The organism is Sinorhizobium fredii NGR234 (genome assembly GCF_000018545.1).
Lineage (GTDB): Bacteria > Pseudomonadota > Alphaproteobacteria > Rhizobiales > Rhizobiaceae > Sinorhizobium > Sinorhizobium fredii_A.
The window spans coordinates 170,927-190,564 of record NC_012586.1; the positions used below are offsets into that span (position 1 = coordinate 170,927).

18 protein-coding genes are annotated in these 19,638 nt (G+C 63.7%); 12 read left to right on the forward strand and 6 right to left on the reverse strand.

What is annotated here, in order from left to right; genetic code table 11:
- Positions 1-31: 31 nt before the first annotated feature.
- Positions 32-1,105, forward strand: a complete 1,074-nt coding sequence (locus tag NGR_RS00870) for a flavodoxin family protein (protein WP_240545152.1) — start codon at positions 32-34, stop codon at positions 1,103-1,105.
- A gap of 228 nt (positions 1,106-1,333) precedes the next feature.
- On the opposite strand, the gene NGR_RS00875 is transcribed toward NGR_RS00870, so the two are convergent.
- The 4 genes from NGR_RS00875 to NGR_RS00890 form a co-directional block, all read right to left on the reverse strand.
- Positions 1,334-2,218, reverse strand: coding sequence for an MBL fold metallo-hydrolase (locus NGR_RS00875; protein WP_012706246.1), 885 nt, complete (start codon positions 2,216-2,218; stop codon positions 1,334-1,336).
- 137 nt (positions 2,219-2,355) lie between these two features.
- Positions 2,356-2,991, reverse strand: a complete 636-nt coding sequence (locus NGR_RS00880; RefSeq protein WP_012706247.1) for an NADPH-dependent FMN reductase — start codon at positions 2,989-2,991, stop codon at positions 2,356-2,358.
- Positions 2,992-3,100: 109 nt separating this feature from the next.
- Positions 3,101-4,012: a LysR substrate-binding domain-containing protein gene (locus NGR_RS00885; protein ID WP_012706248.1), complete on the reverse strand. Its 912-nt coding sequence runs from the start codon at positions 4,010-4,012 to the stop codon at positions 3,101-3,103.
- Positions 4,013-4,098: 86 nt separating this feature from the next.
- A complete protein-coding gene (locus NGR_RS00890; protein WP_012706249.1) occupies positions 4,099-4,971 on the reverse strand; it encodes an alpha/beta hydrolase in 873 nt (290 codons plus the stop codon).
- Positions 4,972-5,243: 272 nt separating this feature from the next.
- On the opposite strand from NGR_RS00890, the gene NGR_RS00895 reads away from it, so the two are divergent.
- From NGR_RS00895 to NGR_RS00930, 8 genes are all read left to right on the forward strand, one after another.
- Positions 5,244-6,053, forward strand: a complete 810-nt coding sequence (locus NGR_RS00895; protein ID WP_012706250.1) for an alpha/beta fold hydrolase — start codon at positions 5,244-5,246, stop codon at positions 6,051-6,053.
- On the forward strand, positions 6,050-7,246 hold the full coding sequence (locus tag NGR_RS00900) for an LLM class flavin-dependent oxidoreductase (protein WP_012706251.1): 1,197 nt from the start codon (positions 6,050-6,052) through the stop codon (positions 7,244-7,246). The genes NGR_RS00895 and NGR_RS00900 overlap by 4 nt, the downstream gene beginning before the upstream one ends.
- Before the next feature lie 42 nt (positions 7,247-7,288).
- Complete coding sequence (locus NGR_RS00905; protein ID WP_012706252.1) at positions 7,289-8,260, forward strand: ABC transporter substrate-binding protein; 972 nt, start codon at positions 7,289-7,291, stop codon at positions 8,258-8,260.
- A gap of 17 nt (positions 8,261-8,277) precedes the next feature.
- Positions 8,278-9,069 carry an ABC transporter ATP-binding protein gene (locus tag NGR_RS00910; protein WP_012706253.1) on the forward strand — a complete coding sequence of 264 codons (792 nt, stop codon included), beginning with the start codon at positions 8,278-8,280 and terminating at the stop codon, positions 9,067-9,069.
- A 9-nt stretch (positions 9,070-9,078) separates the two neighbouring features.
- On the forward strand, positions 9,079-9,915 hold the full coding sequence (locus NGR_RS00915; RefSeq protein ID WP_012706254.1) for an ABC transporter permease: 837 nt from the start codon (positions 9,079-9,081) through the stop codon (positions 9,913-9,915).
- Positions 9,908-10,675, forward strand: a complete 768-nt coding sequence (locus NGR_RS00920; RefSeq protein WP_012706255.1) for an isochorismatase family protein — start codon at positions 9,908-9,910, stop codon at positions 10,673-10,675. The genes NGR_RS00915 and NGR_RS00920 overlap by 8 nt, the downstream gene beginning before the upstream one ends.
- A gap of 167 nt (positions 10,676-10,842) precedes the next feature.
- On the forward strand, positions 10,843-11,931 hold the full coding sequence (locus tag NGR_RS00925) for an AbrB family transcriptional regulator (RefSeq protein ID WP_012706256.1): 1,089 nt from the start codon (positions 10,843-10,845) through the stop codon (positions 11,929-11,931).
- A 351-nt stretch (positions 11,932-12,282) separates the two neighbouring features.
- On the forward strand, positions 12,283-12,537 hold the full coding sequence (locus NGR_RS00930; protein ID WP_012706257.1) for a YMGG-like glycine zipper-containing protein: 255 nt from the start codon (positions 12,283-12,285) through the stop codon (positions 12,535-12,537).
- Between the two features lie 134 nt (positions 12,538-12,671).
- On the opposite strand, the gene NGR_RS00935 is transcribed toward NGR_RS00930, so the two are convergent.
- Both NGR_RS00935 and NGR_RS00940 read right to left on the reverse strand, forming a co-directional pair.
- Positions 12,672-13,493 carry an alpha/beta fold hydrolase gene (locus NGR_RS00935; RefSeq protein ID WP_012706258.1) on the reverse strand — a complete coding sequence of 274 codons (822 nt, stop codon included), beginning with the start codon at positions 13,491-13,493 and terminating at the stop codon, positions 12,672-12,674.
- Between the two features lie 92 nt (positions 13,494-13,585).
- On the reverse strand, positions 13,586-14,536 hold the full coding sequence (locus tag NGR_RS00940) for a LysR family transcriptional regulator (protein WP_012706259.1): 951 nt from the start codon (positions 14,534-14,536) through the stop codon (positions 13,586-13,588).
- Between the two features lie 201 nt (positions 14,537-14,737).
- Between NGR_RS00940 and NGR_RS00945 the strand changes: the two genes are divergently transcribed.
- The 3 genes from NGR_RS00945 (at position 14,738) to NGR_RS00955 (ending at position 19,425) form a co-directional block, all read left to right on the forward strand.
- Positions 14,738-16,813: a tripartite tricarboxylate transporter permease gene (locus NGR_RS00945; RefSeq protein WP_012706260.1), complete on the forward strand. Its 2,076-nt coding sequence runs from the start codon at positions 14,738-14,740 to the stop codon at positions 16,811-16,813.
- A gap of 363 nt (positions 16,814-17,176) precedes the next feature.
- Positions 17,177-18,157, forward strand: a complete 981-nt coding sequence (locus tag NGR_RS00950) for an AraC family transcriptional regulator (RefSeq protein ID WP_012706261.1) — start codon at positions 17,177-17,179, stop codon at positions 18,155-18,157.
- A gap of 59 nt (positions 18,158-18,216) precedes the next feature.
- The gene (locus tag NGR_RS00955) at positions 18,217-19,425 is read left to right on the forward strand and encodes an MFS transporter (protein ID WP_012706262.1); all 1,209 of its coding nucleotides are present in this window, start codon (positions 18,217-18,219) and stop codon (positions 19,423-19,425) included.
- Positions 19,426-19,638: the final 213 nt, after the last annotated feature.

The window sequence follows — 19,638 nt, forward strand, 5'->3', positions numbered from 1 at the left end:
GAAACGCTCCGAGACGAAATCTTCGCCTGAAATGCTCGAGCCGCGGACGGGAACGCCGAGTCCCAGGCTGACGCAAAGCGAGTTTCGCCGCCGCTTCCTCAGCCGGTTTCCGGACCGGGCCTTCGACGGCCTTCGATCGGAACTGGACAAGATCGCTGCGGCGGCATGGGACGCCTATGAGCACCAGCGAAAGGCACCCCACACCCGCAAGGCCGGAGCCGCGTTCAAGGATCCCGACTACGAGCTGTCCGTCGATTGGCTCGCGGCGCGCGATGCCATCCATGCGGCGCAACAGCGCCACGTCGACCCGGACGGCCCGGCGCGCATTCTCCTGATCAGCGGGTCGTCGCGCAGCGAGCACACCTGTCCCGGCGAGATGTCGAAATCCTATCGGCTGACGCGGATCGCGCAGGAAACGATGGACCAAACGACCGGGGTGAAAACGACCGTTCTCGAATTGCATCGCCTCGCTTCCGAATACGGGCGGATGATCCATCCGTGTAAGGCCTGCTTTTCCACGTCGCCGGCGCTGTGCCATTGGCCGTGCTCCTGCTATCCCAACTATTCGCTCGGCCAGGTCGACGACTGGATGAACGAGATCTATCCGATGTGGGTCGAGGCGCATGGCATCATGATCGTCACGCCGGTCAACTGGTACCAGGTCTCCTCGCCGATCAAGCTGATGATGGACCGCCTGGTTTGCGCCGATGGCGGCAACCCCGACCCGACCTCGACCGAGGGCAAGGATGCGAGGCTCGCCAAGGCGCTCGAGCTCGAGGGCTGGAACTATCCCCGCCATCTTGCCGGGCGGGTCTTTTCCATCGTCGTGCATGGTGACGTGGAGGGGGTCGAGAACGTTCGGCGCAGCCTTTCGGACTGGCTCCGCTACATGCATCTCGAACCGGCCGGCCCCTTGGCGGAACTGGACCGCTATATCGGCTATTGGAAACCCTACGCGCAGAGCCACGCGGAGCTGGATGCCGACGAGGCGGTGCAGGAGGAGGTGCGCAACGCAGCGCGAACCGTGGTCGAGGCGGTGACGCTCAAACGAGCCGGAAAGCAGGTCTCTGCCGGGAGAGAGCTCTCGCAACCGCGGCAGAAGTAAGAGGTTTCAGGTCGATCGGCAGCGTCGGCGTGCAGCCTGACCATGCGATGCCGTCCGGCGTCCGGATGAGGTCCCAGTGGCGGCGGGTCTCCTCGTCCTCACGCGCCTCAGCATGTCCCCGGTGGGTTTGCGTCAAGCCGCGCGTGACCGCCGCCGATCAGGGTCGCATCAGACAGCCGGTCACCGATCGAGATCGTCGCAGGCCCGCGATCGGCGCGGTGGAGAAGCTCATATTGCCGATAGGGCGGCGATGTTCTTGCGGTGTACCGCTTCATAGGGCTCGAAATAGGAAACGGCGCCTCTCGCCAGCTCCGGTGCGATGAAGTCCGTCAGCGGTGCGACCGCGGCGGTTTGGCCTCCCTGCTGCACGGCATCCATCAACCGCTCGAGGTAGCGCCGGTTGGCGTCGATGAAGCGTGTGTCATAGCCGCCCGCCGCGATCCGATCCGGAGCGCCGTGGTTCGGCAGGATGCGGTCGATCGGCCAGGTCGCCAGGCGCGCCAGTTCGCGAATGTGCGTCGCCGTGTTTTGCGCTTCGGAGACATAGGTGATGGTGTCTTCAAGCGTATCGCCGGCCAATAGAATTCTGTCGTCCGGCAGCCACAGGACATTGCCGTCGGCGCTGTGGATGTCGAAATGATGAAGTTCGACGCGGCGGTTGCCGACCTGAAGATCCAACCGCCTTTCAAAGAGCCGGTTGGGCATGACGAGCGGGCTGATCGGCGGCGTGCCCGCGGCGAGTTGCTCGCGATGCGCCTCAAGCGCGTCGGCGGTCAGCTTCAGCGCGATGATTTCGCAGTCGGCAAAGACGGCATTGCCGGCGATATGGTCGTCATGCCAATGGCTGAGGACGACCCGAATAGACTTTGCGCCAAGCCCCTCGACATGGCGCCGGACGGCCTGCCCATGGGCAAGCGAAACATGCGTATCATAGACGAGCGCTTCGCCCGCATCGACGATGGCATAGGAGGCGATGCCCAATTCATAGGCGCCGTCATCGAGCCAATTCGGCTCCGTACTATAAAGCCTCCGCCCCTCGACGCGGCCGTCGTAATAGGCAAACACGCCCGGATGAGGTTCGAAGATCGTAAGGGTCTCGGTCATGCTCGTCATAAGGGCCCCCGCCAGCGCCGTGCGTCGTTTCGGCGCTGGCGGAGCTTTATCACGGCCCGCTCGGCGCCGAAATCGGCTTTTGCGGAGGGAGCGTTCCTGGAGCTTCGCGGCGGAGACGGCGCGGCCCTCTGAAGCCCTCATGCGACCGCGATCAGGCGGTCAGGCTTCCGGGCTGCGGCGAGCCCGGCCCGCATGGCAAAGGCGCCTTTGGCGACTTGCGTCGCCATGATCTTCAACTGATCGGCAATGGCCGTTTCGCTCGGCTCGCCTTCCGGCGAGAAACGGCAGGTCGCGCTGTTGATGCCGACGCCGAGCGGGGTCGGCCAGCCGCGCAGCGCATGGACGATCGAGCGCAGCGCGACCAGCGTCGTTCCGGCCGCCTGCGGACCATAGGCGCAGGTAATGCAGCCGACGGCGCGTCCGTCGAGATAGGCTGCGGCGTCGTTGCGCATGTCTTCCGTGTAGTCGAGCGCGTTCTTGACGAGGCCGGAGATGCTGCCGTGATAGGCGGGCGAGGCGATGATGATGCCGTCGGCGGCCCGCAGCGCCGCGATGAATGCCTGCGCTTCGGCGGTGCGGTGCGGCACCTCCGGCGCATACATCGGCATCATCAGCGCCTGGCCGTTGAAAAGCATGGTGCGGGCGCCGGCCTGCTCCGCCTCGTTCAGGGCATAGCGCAGTGCGAGCTCGGTCGATGATCCATCGCGCGTCGTGCCGCCCAGGCCAACGATCAGCGGGGCAACGGAATTCTTTTCGGTCGGCTCTCCAAACATCGCAAGTCCTCCTCTGCTTGACTGAAATCAAGTCTAGGCGCGGTGGCGAGGGCTGTGCAGACGACGATGAACCGGGCGTCATAACCCCTCGTTATCGCCGGCCGGGACCTTAGCGCGCGAGATTGTTGTAGCGCATGCCGATCTGGCGGAAGGCCTTGGCGAGGCTCGCGGCGAGCGGGGTCAGCGGCACCCCGGCGCGGGTGACGAGGCCGACCATGGTGTGCGAGCCGCCTCCGTCGAGCGCCAGGCCGACCATCCGGGCGCGGACCAGCGGATGGGTGAGACAGCTTCTCGGCAGGGCGGCGACGAGATCGGTCGAGGGCAGAATATCGAGCACCGCCGAGAAGGATTCGCAGGTCAGCAGAACCCGCGGCGGCGGCACGCCGTGATCGACGAAATGCTGGTTCATCAGCGCCATGAAGGCCGGTTGGTCATTGGTGTAAAGCCAGTTCGCCCTGGCGAGATCCTTGAGCGACCTTGCGTCCGCAAGCGGATGTCCAACCCGCACGACTGGAACGATACGGTTCTCGAAAAGCGGCTCGATCGTCAGGTCGTGACCGAGCGACGAAGGCGGCACGCCGCCCACCGCGAAATCGAACTCGCCCTGCCGGACACCGCCGACCAGCCGGTCGAGCAGTCCGTCCGATATCCGCACATTGACATTGGGGTTCTTCTTCCAGAAGCGTTCCAGCGCCTGCGACGCCATCAGCATCGAGGCGATCGCCGAGAGGCCGACGGCAACCTTGCCACCCTTCGCCCCCACCATCTGGCTGATTTCCTCCTGGGCGCGGGAGAATTCCGTATCAATGATGCGGGCCCGATGCAGGAAGGCACGGCCGAACTCGGTCGGCATGCTGCCATGGGCCGAGCGGGTATAGAGCGGCGCGCTGAGGATTTCCTCAAGCTCCTGAATGGTCTTCGAGAGCGCCGGCTGCGAGACGTTGAGTCGCAGCGCCGCGGTGCGGATGCTGCCGGTGTCGGCGACCGCGAGAAAGGCCTTGATGTGGCGGAGCTGGATCATCAACGCGCCGTCCTCCGTGGGGTTGTCCGAGCGTTTTTGTGCATGTCGTCACCCCAAAACCGCTGCACACTTTTGGGCGACATGCATTAGAGCTTCGCTTCGAGAAATCGCAGCAGCCGCGGTGCGAAAAAGCCGGAAAAGCTGCCGGCCTCGTCGAGCGGGTCGGAAATCCAGTAATGCGGAGCGGACGGGACCGGCAGACTGCGCACGAAAATGCCGGCCTGTTTGAGGGCAAGCACGAAGGCCTCGCTCTGGCTTGCCGGGTCGACCACGTCGTCGTTGATACCCCAGGCGACGAGGAACGCGGTTTCCTTGCGCGTCGCCGAGACATGCGAGAGCGGCGAGGCGTCGAAATAGGGGCGCCGGTCGTCGACGAGGCGTTCCCCCAGGAACCGTTCGACGATGTGGTCGTCGAAGCGCACGGCCTGGTCGTGCTGCCATTGGGCGGCAAGGTCGAAGATGCCGTAGACCGGGATGCACGCTTTGACGCCGGCGCTCCAGCGGTCAAGCCCGCCGTTCGGGGAACCGTCCTTGAAAAGCGGCAGGTCGCCGGCAAGCGCCACAAGCGCGGCCAGATGCGCTCCCGACGAATCCCCGAGAAGGGCGAGGCGGTTGGCGTCGAGGCCGAGATTTTCTGCCTCGGCGCGAACGAACTGAACGGCGGCGCGAACGTCGTGAACGGCCGCCGGATAGGAGGGCAACTCACCTTTCGCCAGCCGGTAGGTCGGGGCAAAAACCGCATATCCCTGCGCCGCGAGGTAAGGGCCGATATGCTGGTAGTTGCCCTTCGGGGCGAGGCGCCAGCCGCCACCATGAACGGCGACGAGGGTCGGAAGTTCGCTCTTTGCCCGGGGCCGGTAGAACGTTCCCGACAGCGGCGTTCCATCCCTTGCGACATAGTCCAGTGCGGTCGCCTCGACCGCATAGCGCCCGCTCTGCTCTTGGGTATGTGCGTTCATTTTTCGATTTCCTCCCGTCACATTGTATGCTTAACATAACGTATGACAAAAAACCATTCCCTGAAACCTGTTGCGATGACGCTCGATCGAGGCTCGGAGATCCTTCGATCTGCCAATGCTTTCAATGCCTTCTGGGAGATGGCCAGGTACTCGTCCGGGAGTGCCGCGATAACCGGTGTTTATCACCGGACTCTAATTTGCATCTGCCCTGGGGAATTGCGTTTTGGCAAAGTTGCCTCGCTTCAAACGACATGCAGGGAGGATGTTTGGTCGTGAAACATCATTTTCTTCACACAGGAGATGTGGAGCTGGAATGGCACGAAACGGGGGAGGGCGCTCCGATCCTCTATCTCCATGGCGGCCAGGGCTTCTTTCCGGATGATGCCTTTGTGGCGGAACTCGCCAGGACGCGCCGGGTGATCGTTCCTTCCCATCCGGGCTTCGGAAAATCTTCGCTTCCCGATTGGCTGGATTGCGTCAGCGACATCGCCCACGTGCATCTTGCCCTGCTCGACTATCTCGGCCTCGACGAGGTCGATGTCGTCGGCTGCTCGATCGGCGGCTGGATCGCCGCGGAAATGGGCACCATGTCGCCGGAACGTTTCGGCCGGATCGTGCTCGCGGCGCCGGTCGGCATCAAGGTCGGCCCGGTCGACCGCCTCGACGTGCCGGACATCTTCGCCCTGTCGCAGGAGCAGGTCACCGGCCTCTTCTATCACGATGCGGCGAAATTCCGGTTCGATGCTTCGGCCCATTCGGACGACAGGCTCACCATCATCGTGCGCAATCGCGAGACGCTGACGCTGCTCACCTGGGAGCCCTACATGCACAATCCCAAGCTCCGCCATCGTCTCCAGCGGGTGACCGCGCCGACGCTGATCCTGCGCGGCGGCTCCGACGGCTTCGTCTCGGCCGACTATGCGAACGCCTACGCCCGGCTCATCCCGAACGCCTCGGTCGAGACGATCGAGGCGGCGGGCCACAACATCGCCGAAGAGCGGCCGGAGGCCCTTGCGGCGCGTGTCGAGGCCTTCCTGGCCGACCCCCAGACAACCAAGACCCTTTGGAGGAACGCCGGATGAGAGCCTGGTTCTTCAGCGAAAACGCCTATCCGGATCTGCCGCCGGAAACCGAATACGACTCGATCCGGGTTACCCTGCCCAACAGCCTCTACGACCCGAAGAAGGGTGCGGCCCTCTACGATCGCTATATCGACGAATGGCTCGTCGCCGAGGAAGAGGGCCTGGACATCATGCTCAACGAGCATCACCAGACCCCCACCTGCGTCGACCCGGCAGCACCCCTGGTGCTTGCCGCCCTGGCGCGGCTCACCTCCAAGGCGCGGCTGCTGCTTCTCGGCAATCCGATCTCGAACCGCCGCGATCCCGTTCGCGTTGCCGAAGAAATGGCGCTCGCCGACATCCTGTCGCACGGGCGCCTCGAAGTCGGCTTCGTCCGCGGTGTTCCTTACGAGCTGGCGGCGGCCAACAGCAATCCGGTGCGCACCAACGAACGGCACTGGGAGGCGCTCGACCTCATCCTCAAGGCCTGGACGACCCGCGACGGACCGTTCAGCCATGAAGGGCAGTTCTTCCACCACCGCAATGTCAACATCTGGCCGCGTCCCTACCAGGACCCGCATCCGCCGGTCTGGGTCAGCGCCACGAGCCCGGGCGGCGCGGCGCGCGTCGGGTCGCGCGGCTTCGTCCAGGCGACCTTCCTGACCGGTTTCGGCGGCACGCCGAGGGTCTACGAATCCTATCGCCAGGGTTGGCGCGAGGCCGGCCGCGGCGCGGTCACGCCCGTCAACCGGCTCGCCTATGCGCCGCTCCTCTATACGAGCCCGGATCCGGCCCGCGCCCGGGCCGGCGCCGAGCAGCTGCTCTGGTACCTCAAGGCCAACAAGGTGCCGGTCCACTACAAGAACCCGCCCGGCTACGTGCCCGTCGACGTGAACGTCCGCTTCTTGCGCGGCGCCATGCCCCAGCTTGCCGCGTCGATCAAGGATCTGAACGTCGAGAAGGCGATCGAGGCCGGCATCATGTTCGCCGGCACGCCCGACCAGGTCTTCGAGCAGGTCAAGCACTTCTACGGCAAGGTCGGCGGCTTCGGCCACATGCTGCTGATGGGGCAGGCGGGCTTCCTGGACCACGAAGACACGGTTCATGGCATCCGCACCTTTGCTCGCGACGTCTATCCGCGACTGAAGGAGGCGTTTCCGGACGACGCGGCATCGGGCGCCGACGAGGAGCGCGTCCAAGCAGTCGCAGGCTGACCATCGGGGGCAGGATGCCCCACCATTCAGGGAGGAGAACACATGAAGCATATCCTTAGATCGCTTGCCGCCGGCGTGGTGGTTCTCGCCGGCATCGGCACCGCAGACGCTGCCGATGCCTGGCGCCATGGCGTCGTCGAAGCAAAGGGCGATGCCGGCATCCAGTTCATGCCGTCGAAATTCGCCGAGAAGTTCAACCTCGATCTCGAGACGGTGGAATTCGCCAGCAGCACCGTGCCGGTGAAGGCGCTGCTGGCCGGCGAGATCGACAGCTATGCGACGACGCCGCTCACCGCGATCGCCGCGATGGCGGAGGGAGCAAGCCTGAAGTTCCTCGGCTGCAACTGGCCGGGCATGACCTACGATCTCTATGCCAAGGGCGACATCAAGACGATCAAGGATCTCAAAGGCCGCAGCGTCGGCATTTCCGGTCCCGGCGGCGCGCCGGATCTCTTCGCCCGCGAAGCGCTGCGCTGGGGCGGGCTCGACCCGTCGGAGGTGACCTTCGCCAATGCCGGCGGCGGCGGCGACCGGTTCCGCGCCGTCGTGGCCGGCGTGGTGGACGCCACCGCAACCTCCAGCGAGTTCGAGCCGGAGGCCGCCGAACGCGGCGTCAACGTCATCGCCCGCGCCCCGGAGGCGACGCCGAACCTGCTGCGCATCTGCGTCGTCACCTCGGACAAGGTCATTGCCGAAAAGCACGACCAGCTGGTGCGGTTCCTCGCCGCGCAGATGGTGGGTCACAAATACGCGGTCGAGAACCCGAAGGAGACGGCCGACTACGCCCGTGAGGTCGCCAAGCTGCCGCCGGACGACAAGTCGCCGGAGTTCATCTTCGAGGAGGTCGTCAAATACGACGCGGTCAAGCCGGACCTGCCGATCATGGCCGACAAGCTGCAGTGGAATGTCGACATGATGCATCGCAACGGCCGCATCAAGGAATCCTACGACATCAAGAACTTCATCGACGAAGGCCCGCGTCAGGAAGCCCTGAAGCTGGCCGCCACCAATTGAAGCAAATCGGAGCCATCATGGGACATGTCGAACTTCTGAACGTCTCGAAGACATTCCCGTTGAAGGTCAAGGGTGTCCAGCGCCATGCAAGGGCGCTGGACAATCTCTCTTTCAGCGTGAACAAGGGCGAGATCGTCGCACTTGCCGGGCCGAGCGGCTGCGGCAAGACCACGGCGCTGCGCATCATCATGGGCCTCGAAAGCGCCAGTTCCGGCTCCGTCACGGTGGCGGGTCGCCAGATCAACGGCTGCGGATTTGACCGCGGCATGGTGTTTCAGCATGCCGAGCTCCTGCCATGGCGCAGTGCTGTGGAGAACATCAAGTTCGGCTTGGAGATGAAGAACCTTGCCCAGAAGGAGATTGACGAGCGCGCCGAGCGTTTCATCAACCTCGTCGGCCTCGGCCACGCCAAGGATCACCGTCCGCACCAGCTTTCCGGCGGCATGAAACAGCGCGTCGGCATTGCCCGGGCCTTAGCGATCGATCCGGAAGTGCTGCTGATGGACGAGCCTTTCGGGGCGCTCGACTCGCAGACGCGCGAGACGTTGCAGATGGAATTACTCGACATCCATCAGCGCACCGAAAAGACGATCATCTTCGTCACCCACGATCTGGACGAAGCCGTCCTGCTAGCGGACCGGGTCGTCGTCATGGTCGGCGGGCACCTGCGCGAGATCATCCCCGTCGAACTCGAGCGGCCGCGCAGCGACATGCGCCGCATACGCTCCGCAAGCGAGTTCACCAGGAAGCGCACCATGATCTGGGAGGCATTGCACGAGCCGGCGAAACCCCATGAGCTGGCCGCCTAGGAGGAATCCATGAGCATCACAGAAACAACAGCCCGCGCGAAGACAGGGAAGGAGCAGGCATCCGTGGCAGCGGAAAAGGCCTGGTCAATGCCCGATTGGGCAATCACGACGATTTCGCTGCTCATTCTGGTCGGTGTCTGGCAGGCGGCAGCGCCCTTCATCGATCCGCTGTTCGGATCCTATCCGTCGCAGATCTTTTCCTCGTTCCTCGTGATGATGGAGAGCGGCACGCTGGCAAGGGCATTCTGGCAGAGCATCCAGCCGTTCTTTGCCGGTTACCTGCTGGCTGCAGCGATCGGCGTCCCGGCGGGCCTTCTGCTCGGACGCTACCGGGTGGCTGAAGCGGCCCTCGGCATCTATGTCATGGCCGGCTACGCAACGCCTCTCATTGCACTCGTGCCGCTGCTGATGGTCTGGTTCGGCCTCGGTTTCGCGGTGAAGATGGTGATCATTTTCCTGCTCGCCTTCTTCCCGATCTGCATCAATACCTGGGTTGGCGTGAAGGCCGTGCCGAGAACGCTGGTCGAAGTCGGGACGGCCTTCTGCGCGCCGCAAAGCCGGATCATGCGCCAGATCGTCTTGCCGGCGACACTGCCCTACATCATGGCCGGCCTGAGGCTCGCGATCGGCAAGGCGGTCATCGCCATGATCATTGCGGAGTTCCTGACGGCGATTTCCGGCCTCGGCGGCATCATCATCAACGCGGCGAACAGCTTCCGGACCGCCGAGATGTTCGTGCCGATCATCTGCGTGATGATCCTGGCCGTGGTGCTCGATCGTCTGGTCGCCTGGCTCGAACGCAAGGTCGCGCCGTGGCAGAGCGAGATTGCCGGCGACCATGCGTGAGGGATCGAAAGCGGAAAACCAAGGCGCCCGCGTCTGGGACCGGTTCCTGACGGAACGTGACCGGGAGGTCGTCGGTATTGCCGGTTACGGCGCCCGGCAGGGCTTCGGTACAAGGCCGGCTGTTCTCGTCGTCGACGTCAACTACGCCTTTTGCGGCGACCGGCGGGAGCCGGTGCAGGACTCGATCCTGCGCTGGCGCCAATCCGGCGGCGAAGAGGCATGGGACGCGCTTCCGACCCTGTCCGGCCTCATCGGCCTTGCCCGCTCGAAGGGGCTGCCGCTCATCTACACGACCGGGGCCGAGCGGGAGGACAAATGGGACCGTGGGTCCTGGCTGTGGAAGAACAGCCGCAGCCGGGAGCGTCCCAAAGCGGTGGAACTCGACGGCAATACGATCATGCCGCAGATCGCGCCGGCACCCCAGGATGTCGTAATCCACAAGCAGAAGCCCAGCGCCTTCCACGGCACCAACCTCCTCGATTATCTCTTCCTCTTCAAATGCGACAGCCTGATCGTCATGGGCACGGCGACGAGCGGTTGCGTCCGGGCGACGGTCGTCGATGCCTTCAGCCATAACCTGCGCGTTACGGTGGTCGAGGACGGCTGCTTCGAGCGCTGCCAGGCAAGCCATGCGATGAGCCTCTTCGACATGAACTCGAAGTATGCCGACGTCTTGCCGAGCGGCGAGGTGCGGACGTTCATGGAAGGGCTGGAGGCCGGCCTCTTCGATCTGCCGGCCGGCAGTCGCGGCAAGGCCTGACGATGTCGGGCGTCCAGGATAGGCGCGGCGTCGACCGCGGGACCGATACATCGGTCGCACCGGATCTCCCGTTCGGAACTTGCAATGCCACGGCTATGATTGCTGAATGCGCCACCCCGCTTCAGCATGGCGGGCCTTCGCGACGAGAGGAGACTGGAGAGAAGTCCATGCGACGATACTTGGGTCGGTTCGCGCCAAGCAAGTTCCCCTATCGCAAGCTCCTGCTGGCCCTGGCGATCGGCTTTATCGGCGGATGCATCTTCTTCTATTTCCACCTGCCGCTGCCTTGGATGCTCGGCTCGCTGGTCGCCTGCCTCGTCGCGTCTCTCTTCAACATGCCGGTCGCCGTGCCCGGCATCGTCAGGCCGCCGATGCTGATGCTGGTCGGCGTCGTGCTGGGCTCCGGCTTCACGCCTGCGATGGCCGGCAGCATGATCGACTGGCTGCCGGGACTGGGCATATTGATGGTCTTCGTCGTCCTGACCGCCGGTTGTAGCTATGTCTATTTCCGGCGCGTCGGCGGCTTCGATCACTGGACCGCATTCTTTTCCGGAATGCCGGGCGGGCTCGTCGAGATGACGGCGCTCGGGGATGCCTATGGCGCGAATACAAGGGCGATCGCGCTCGTCCATTCGAGCCGCATCATGCTTGTGGTTCTGACGCTCCCCTTCGTCCTGACCGTTGTCGGCGGCCAGACGCTGGCCGGCATCAGCCGCTCCGGCGCGTCTGTCCTGGAGGCGCCGATCAGCGCCGAACTGTGGCTGTTCGGCACGGGCCTATGCGGCGCGGTTCTCGGGCGGCTTCTGTCGATGCCGTCACCCTTTCTGATGGGGCCGATGCTGGCGAGCGCCGCCGTCCACCTGACGGGGCTCTCGGCGTTTCATGCACCCTGGGAGATCATCGCTTTTGCGCAGCTGGTGCTCGGAAGCGCGCTGGGCTGCAGCTTCGCGGGGGTGAAGAAATCAAGCATCCTGCATATCTTGCGCCTGTCGGTCGGATCGACGGCCTTTCTCGTCGCGGCGAGCACCAGCTGCGCGCTGCTTGTCTCGCATCTGACCGGAAGCCCGATCCTCAGCCTGCTGCTCGCCTATTCTCCCGGCGGGTTGACCGAGACCAGCCTCATGGCCCTGTCGCTGCACGTCGACGTCGCCTTCGTCGCCACGCACCACGTGCTGCGCGTCTTCTTCGTCGCGGTTTCGGCGACGTTTCTCGCCCGGTTGCTGAGGCGGGGCAGGCTGGCAAACAAAGACGGGTAGCCGAACGTCATACCGGACGACCGTGTAAAGGCTACCTCGCGCGTAGCGTCAGACTGAGGAGCGCTGCAGCGCCATCGGTCCAGTCCATCCCGCCCTGGCGTCGGCGGCGCGACCACTACAGCGCGCGCGCCTCATCAGGCGCGCGAAGGTCGCTGTAGCACTTTGAATTGCTGCATGTCTTTGTCCCTGTATCGAGGTCGATTTAAGGGGACATGCAGTAGGGACAACCTCTTTCACCTATAGGAACCGGGCACTATCGACAATTGTGCGCGTTGCGTAGATGCTGGACCTCACGCGAAGGATGCAAAGTGGTGAAACGTCCAGGTTGATATCGAGCAAAGGGGTGAAAGCATGAGAAAGCTTGTCATTGCCGTTGGAATGATTGGTACCCTTGCGTCCTGCACCCAGACAGAGCGAGCAACGGCAATCGGTGCAGGAACCGGCGCAATCATCGGAGGCGTTGTGAGTGATAGCTGGGGCGGCGCGGCTATCGGCGCTGTGGCCGGTGGAGTCATGGGCAACTTGATAGGCCGCTCCCGGGAGCGCGACGGGTATTGTATCTATCGCGATCGCTATGGGCGCCGATACGAGGCACGCTGCCGGTGACGGCAGGCGGTCTCGGCGCCGACGGAGAAGGACTTCCGCCCACCCCCGTTTCCCGCTCCGCCTTTGGCGGAGCGAAGCAGGCGGAGGACTGAACGCGCGCTTCCAGACGTTGGCAAAGCCAGCCCCGCGAGGCCTTATGACCCTGGAGCGCCAGCCTTGACCAGTTCCTTGAGGTGCCCGGCGATGATCGACGGGATCTCGAGCGGCGTGAAATGCCGCACGCCCTCCAGGATGAAGAGCGAGGCGCCGGGAATGTTATCCGCCATATAGCGGGCCATCTCCGGCGGCGTCGCGTAGTCCTCGGTACCGACCGCGACGCGGCAAGGGAAATCGAACCTGGGAAGGGCGGCGCGCAGATCGGCATTGCCGAGCATGGCGCAGGTCGCCGCATAGGCCGGCAGCTCGTTCTCGAGGAAGACGCCGATCGCCCTTTCGACGACATCCGGATTGGCCTCGCGAAAGCCGTCGCTGAACCAGCGCGTCTTCTGGAAGCCGACGAGCGCGGCCATACCCTCCGCCAGCGCCTTGTCGGCGCGCTCGGCCCAGGCCTTGGGTGCGTTTTCGCCGTACCAGGCGGTGGTGTCGAAAAGGCCCAGCGCCTCGACGCGCTCCGGGTAGTTGGCGGCGAAGGCGAGCGCGACGCAGCCGCCCATCGAGGCGCCGGCGACGACGGCCGATCTCCAGCCGGCATGATCCATCAGATCGGCGACGTCATCGGCGAAGAGCTCGACGCTATAAAGAGCGGCGGGCTTGTCCGAGGCGCCATGGCCGCGGCAATCGAAGATCAGCGCATCGGCAAAACCGTCAAGGGCAGACACCGTCGGCTGCCAGAAGGTCTTGTCCATCGCAAGCGAGTGCACCAGGACGACGCGCCCTTGTCCGTTACCCCTCACCAGCCGGTAGGAAATCCTGGTGCCGTCGCGGCTCACGGCGATGCTGTCGGTGTTGTCGCTCACGTCGATATCCTCCACAAGATGACGTCATATTGTATGACAGTCATATAAACGAGACTCGTGCGTGAGACAACAGTCAATGTCCGGTTTCGCTTTCAGCCGGCGGCGGAGAGCGGCCTAACGTCGCCGCCCGACTCTGCGGCAAGCTGCCGCGCCGCCGCAGCGAGCTGCCGGCGCAGCCATTTATGGGCGGGAAGCTCGCTATGTACGTCGCCCCAGACGGCGGTGGCCGCGACCTGCATGTTCGGCACGGGGACGGAACAGAAATAGAAACGGGACGGGTCGAAGATGGGCACCATCTTCTCGAAGACCAGCACGATAAGGTCGGAACGGGAAACGATCGCGGGCGCGGCAAGAAACTGATGGACGGTGGTAGCGACGCGTCGCTTGAGGCCCGCCTCGGCAAGCAGCCGGTCGACGCGGCTGATATCGCTGATCCCGGGTTTGACCGAGAGCTGATCTGCGGCAAGAAACTCCTCAAGCGTAATCGGGCGGCCGGCGAGCGGATGGCCCTGCCGCATCATGCAGAGATACTTGTCCTCGAAGACGGCCATGTGCTTGAAGCGGCGTGGCAGGTTCGGGATGACGCCGACGGCCAGATCGATCTCGCCGTTGTCGAGCAGGGCCGGCAGTTCCTCGTTGGGCCGCGACTGGATGTTGAGCGTGACCCGGGGCGCGACACGGGCGATGTGCTCGATCAAGAGCGGCAGCAGGACCACCGATGCATGGTCGGAGACGGCGAGGCTGAAGGTCCAATCGGGATCGTGGGGCTCGAAGGCGGTCGGCTCCAGGGCCTCCTCGATCTGCCGCATCGCCGACTGGATCGGACCTGAAATTTCGATCGCGCGCGGCGTCGGCCGCATGCCCTCGGCAGTGCGCAGGAAAAGCCGGTCGTTGAGGAGCAGCCGCAGGCGGTTGAGCGCATTCGACAGCGCCGGCTGCGACATGCCGAGACGCGCGGCGGCGCGGCTCACACTGCCTTCCGCCATCATCGCATCGAAGACGACGAGAAGCTTCAGATCGATATTCGCCAAATTCATCGGCATGATATTACTCTTCGCTTTTTGAATTTGCCACGGCCGTCCGGTCGGTCCACCATTGTCATACAAGAATACAGTACTACACAAGCGCCGACGAGGGAACCGGTCGTGCGCCGCTTTTGTTTATCTCCCGGAGGGGGAAACAGGGCGCAGGCGCCCGTGTTTCCGTAGAATGAGCCTTGCGGACTGCGAGGCGGTGGAGGACTTATGCATCTTTTCGAACAGGCCATGATGGCGTTCACGGTCATATTCGACCCGATCCGCTTCATGATCATCATGCTGGGTTGCGTGCTCGGCCTTTTCATCGGGGTCATTCCCGGTATCGGCGGTCTGGCGGGCATGGCCCTGCTTCTGCCGTTCACCTACACGATGGATCCCTATACGGCACTCGCCTTCCTGATCGGCATGTGGGCGGTAACGCCGACGGCCGATACGATCCCGTCGATCCTGATCGGCGTGCCGGGAGCGGCCGGCTCGGCGGCGACGGTGATGGATGGCTATCCGATGGCGCGCCGCGGCGAAGCGGGAAGGGCGCTCGGCGCCTCCTACACCGCTTCGCTGATCGGCGGCATTTTCGGGGCGATCCTGCTGGGCCTGGCGATACCGATCCTGAGGCCGTTCATGATGGCCTTCGGCACCCCGGAACTGCTGGCGCTTTGCATTCTCGGCCTGACGCTGGTCGCGGCCGTCAGCCAGGGCAATATGATGAAAGGCCTCGTGGCGGCCTGTTTCGGCGTCGTCATCGCCTCGGTCGGCGATGAAGCGCAGACCGGCGAACTGCGCTGGACCTTCGATTCGCTCTATCTGTGGGAAGGCGTGCCACTCGAGGCGCTGGTGCTCGGTCTGTTCGCCGTCCCGGAACTGCTCGAGCTCGGCGCGGCCCGCCAGGCCGTCGCGATGCACAAGAGCGAAAGCATCCTGCGCGACCAGTTCCGCGGCGTCAAAGACGCGATCCAGAATATCCGCCTTGTCTTCCAGAGCTCCTGGCTGGGCGCCATCCTCGGTTCCGTCCCAGGCCTCGGCGGCCCGGCGATCGACTGGATCGCCTACGGTTCGGCGGCGAAATCCGTCAAGGACGGCACCAAGACCTTCGGCACGGGCGACGTGCGCGGCGTCATTGCCTGCGAGGCGGCCAACAATTCCCGCGAAGGCGGCGCCCTCATTCCGACGCTCGCCTTCGGCATTCCGGCCAGCGCCACCATGGCGATCCTGCTCGGCGCCTTCATGATGCACGGCATCCAGCCGGGCCCGAAGCTGCTGACCGAGCAGCTCGACATCACCTATACCATCGTCTGGAGCCTGATGATCGCCAACATCGTCGGCGTGCTGATTTGCTTCGCCTTCGTGTCGCAGCTTGCCAAGCTGGCGTTGGTGCCGGCCGCGATCCTCGTGCCGACGGTTCTCGCCATCGTCTTCATCGGCGCCTATTCGGCGACCCGCGACATCGGCGACATCATCGTGCTGTTGATCTTCTCGGTGATCGGCTGGGCGATGAAACGCTTCGGCTGGGCGCGTGCCCCTGTGCTTCTCGGTCTCGTGCTCGGCGATCTGGTGGAGCAGTACCTGTTCATCTCGACCAGCCGCTACGGATCCGACTGGCTCTATCGCCCGGGCGTGATCTTCATCCTGATGATCCCGGTCGTCTTCTTCATCTACAGCGCCCTCAGGTTCGTCATGAAGCGCCGCGGAGCCGTTCCCGTCGCCGTCGGTGCCGCCGTCAGCGAGCCGGCGGCGCCGAGGGAGCCGACAGGCCCGGTCTCGGCGGTCGACCGGATCATGCTGCCCGGCATGTGGGTGCTCGCCGCCATCCTCTTCGCCACAGCGCTTGTCACCTCGACCGAATGGGCGTTCGCCGCCAAGCTGATGCCGCAGACCGTCTCGGCGGTCGGCCTCATCGTGGTGGCCTGCGCGGGCGTCGGCGTCTTTATGAGGCAGCGTGCGGGCGAAGTCATCATCAAGCCGCGCCGGGCGCACGAAGCCGATCCGCTGGAAGCGATGTCCGACGGGGCACTCTACAAGCGGATGGGCGGCATGGCGGCCTGGGTGCTTTCGGTCTATATCGGAACGCTGCTGATCGGGCTGCTGCCGACGCTGCTCCTCTTCATGATCGCCTACATGCGTTTCGAGGGAAAGCAGCCCTGGGTCCGGACCCTCGTCATCTCGATCGTCATCTGGGTCGCCATGGTGGTCCTGTTCGACAGGCTGCTCGTGATGCCCTGGCCGCAGTCCTATCTGGGCGACGCCTTGCCGCAAGTGCGTACCCTGGTGTCCGACCTCATCTGAGGGAGCTCGGACGCACATAGGAGGCCGGGGCGGCGACGCTCCGGCCTTTTGCCTTGCCTTCTTCCAAAGGATGAGGGTGCTCAAGCCCGGAACCGGCGGACATTGCCTTCCGAATGGAGCCCTGGCGGGCTTCTTGTTCCGTTGGGAGCAGGGCTTCTGACGGGGGGTTCGTGCCATCGGCCATCCCCGCTGCCTGCCCATGCGGCCAAAGCGCAACGGGTACGTCCGGGCGTCAGTCAGGCCGAGACATTTGACTTCCACAAAGGAAAGGGTCAGCTGCCCATTGCCAATGATGACGCCGAAGGCGGCCGTGGCACAGATGCCTTACTTGCATGCCGGACGCCTGGCATATAAATTGGCCCAATGCTTGACCGTTCATCCCAATCTCCGACACATATTCCCACGGACGCGCTAAGCGAAGTTCTACAGGACTTTCGCCTCAGTGGGGTCAACTACGGCCGTTGTGAGCTACGCCATCCATGGAGCATCGCCTTTCCGCAGCAACAGCTGCTTCGCTTCCATTTCGTCAGTGAGGGGCCATGCTGGGTCCATACCGAAGCCCAGGGATGGCAGGAGTTACGAGACGGCGATCTGGTGTTGTTGCCACAAGGTGTGGAACACCGACTGGCCAGCAAGCCTGATGTTGTCGGGGACTCGCTTAAGAGCTGTCACGTCACCAAGTTGGGGGGCAATGTCTGCGAAGTGGTGCAGCAAGGAACAGGAGCAACGAGCACCCTGTTTTGCGGTTCCATGGCTTTGGGTGCGAATGCCCTCAACCCTTTGATCGCTCTGATGCCACCGATCATCAGGGGCTGTGATGTTGCTGGCAATGATCCGATCGTCGGCCCTCTCCTCGCCGCCATGACGGCAGAGGCGTCGCAGCCTCAGATAGGCAGCGCCACGGTTTTGTCGCGCATGGCGGACGTACTCGTCGCGCGGCTTATACGCTGCTGGGTCAATTGCAGCGGAGCCTCGACCAGCGGCTGGCTCGCCGCGATCCGTGATCCTCATATCGGTCGTGCGCTGGCAGCCATGCACCGAGATCCCGGCCATGACTGGACGCTTGAGACCCTTGCTGGCGTGGCAGGTCAATCGCGCTCGATCTTCGCGGAACGCTTCAGCGCCATTTTGGGGGAAGGCGCGGCACGCTATCTCGCCCGTCTGCGCATGCAGCTTGCACGAGAGTTACTCGGTCAAAACATGTCGGTTGCCGAGGTCGCTTCTCAACTGGGCTATGAATCTGAAGCTTCTTTCGCTCGCGCCTTCAAGCGCATCACCAGCGTTTCACCTGGCGTTGTGCGCCGCACCATTTCCGGACGAACGGACATGGAATTCGGACTTTAGGGCACATATCATCCTGAAAGACTCCGCTATGAAGACCTCCAAACCTTGGAGGTACTTCAATGACGGACACAACATCACAGCTTGACGGCCCCGCGATTGGCCTCGATTCTGCCGATCCGAGTGCATGGAGCCCCACTACCTGGCTTGCCGTTATTTCAATGGCAGCCACAAGCTTTGCGCTGGTGTCAGCTGAATTCCTGCCGGCAGGCCTGTTGACGCCAATGGCACGTGACCTTGGCATCAGCGAGGGAACCGCCGGTCAGGTTGTCACCGCCACCGCGTCTGTTGGAGCGGTGACGGCCTTGTTGAGTAATGTTCTCATCGGCAAACTGAACCGGAAGACTGTCCTGGTTGGCCTAAGTGCCTTGGCTATTGGCTCCAACCTTCTGGCCGCGTTCGCGACCGATTTTTGGCTATTGTTGTTGGGCCGAGCCGGGCTGGGCGTGGCGCTAAGTGGTTTCTGGGCGCTTTCAGTTGCCGTTGTGGCGAGATTGGTTGGCACCAACGCGACAGGTCGGGGCATGGCTATAGTCACCCTCGGCGTCTCTGTTGCCACCATCGCTGCACCATCGATGGGTGCTTTGATCAGCGATTGGCTCGGCTGGCGTGCCGCCACAGGCATGACGGCAGGGCTCGCAGCGATTGCGATGCTGCTGCAGACACTCAGCTTGCCGTCACTACCCGCAAGCACAAGCAACAGTCTTTCTGACGTTTTCCGGCTGACGAAACGGCGCACTGTTCAACTCGGAATGCTTGCCATCCTCTTGCTGATGACCGGACATTTTTCCGGCTCGGTCTACGTGCGCCCCTTCCTCGAACAAGTGACGCTCCTTGGCACGGGGCCGATTGCCTTGGCGCTCCTTGGGTTTGGCATCGCCGCTGTGATCGGCAATGTCGCCGGCGGCCGACTGGCAGACACCAATATCCACATGGCACTCGCTGTCACCGGCGTATTGATGGCGTTTGCGGCGCTTGCTCTCGTACTCTGGGGTGCACATAGCGGCATCGCGTTTGCCCTGGTTACACTTTGGGGTTTAGCTTTTGGGATGGCTCCGGTGGTATTGCCTACTAACCTGTCCCGGGGCGCAGGGAATGCCTTGGAGGCTGCCGGCAGCTTGATGGTCGTTTCGTTCCAGGTCGCCATCAGCATGGGTGCTGTGTTCGGCGGCTACATCGTCGATCATCATGGCGCTTCCGGGCCGTTGATCATTACCGCCGTCTTGGCGGCATCGACCATCGTCCTGGCGTTGCTGCAGCCCCGCAGCTGACTCTTGAGGCCCCAGCGAAGGTGAGCAGAAGAGGCGAGGTCTCAGGTGGCCAGAAGGCCGGGTGAGGCTAAATACGGGACGTGGCGATGCTTCTCGTTGCGGCGAGGAGCATTGACCGATCGCCCATGACCGCAATCACAGAAATTGGACTGAGCGGCGCTGCAGATCGGCGCTCACGAATGGCGCAACAAGTTTGCGCCCGCATGTCGGCCG

Bases quoted from the DNA above. Each gene is read 5' to 3' on its own strand.
- NGR_RS00870 (WP_240545152.1), top strand. From the start codon at position 32: ATGCTCGAGCCGCGGACGGGAACGCCGAGTCCCAGGCTGACGCAAAGC.
- NGR_RS00875 (WP_012706246.1), bottom strand. From the start codon at position 2,218: ATGACGAGCATGACCGAGACCCTTACGATCTTCGAACCTCATCCGGGC.
- NGR_RS00880 (WP_012706247.1), bottom strand. From the start codon at position 2,991: ATGTTTGGAGAGCCGACCGAAAAGAATTCCGTTGCCCCGCTGATCGTT.
- NGR_RS00885 (WP_012706248.1), bottom strand. From the start codon at position 4,012: ATGATCCAGCTCCGCCACATCAAGGCCTTTCTCGCGGTCGCCGACACC.
- NGR_RS00890 (WP_012706249.1), bottom strand. From the start codon at position 4,971: ATGAACGCACATACCCAAGAGCAGAGCGGGCGCTATGCGGTCGAGGCG.
- NGR_RS00900 (WP_012706251.1), top strand. From the start codon at position 6,050: ATGAGAGCCTGGTTCTTCAGCGAAAACGCCTATCCGGATCTGCCGCCG.
- NGR_RS00905 (WP_012706252.1), top strand. From the start codon at position 7,289: ATGAAGCATATCCTTAGATCGCTTGCCGCCGGCGTGGTGGTTCTCGCC.
- NGR_RS00910 (WP_012706253.1), top strand. From the start codon at position 8,278: ATGGGACATGTCGAACTTCTGAACGTCTCGAAGACATTCCCGTTGAAG.
- NGR_RS00915 (WP_012706254.1), top strand. From the start codon at position 9,079: ATGAGCATCACAGAAACAACAGCCCGCGCGAAGACAGGGAAGGAGCAG.
- NGR_RS00920 (WP_012706255.1), top strand. From the start codon at position 9,908: ATGCGTGAGGGATCGAAAGCGGAAAACCAAGGCGCCCGCGTCTGGGAC.
- NGR_RS00925 (WP_012706256.1), top strand. From the start codon at position 10,843: ATGCGACGATACTTGGGTCGGTTCGCGCCAAGCAAGTTCCCCTATCGC.
- NGR_RS00930 (WP_012706257.1), top strand. From the start codon at position 12,283: ATGAGAAAGCTTGTCATTGCCGTTGGAATGATTGGTACCCTTGCGTCC.
- NGR_RS00940 (WP_012706259.1), bottom strand. From the start codon at position 14,536: ATGCCGATGAATTTGGCGAATATCGATCTGAAGCTTCTCGTCGTCTTC.
- NGR_RS00945 (WP_012706260.1), top strand. From the start codon at position 14,738: ATGCATCTTTTCGAACAGGCCATGATGGCGTTCACGGTCATATTCGAC.
- NGR_RS00950 (WP_012706261.1), top strand. From the start codon at position 17,177: ATGCTTGACCGTTCATCCCAATCTCCGACACATATTCCCACGGACGCG.
- NGR_RS00955 (WP_012706262.1), top strand. From the start codon at position 18,217: ATGACGGACACAACATCACAGCTTGACGGCCCCGCGATTGGCCTCGAT.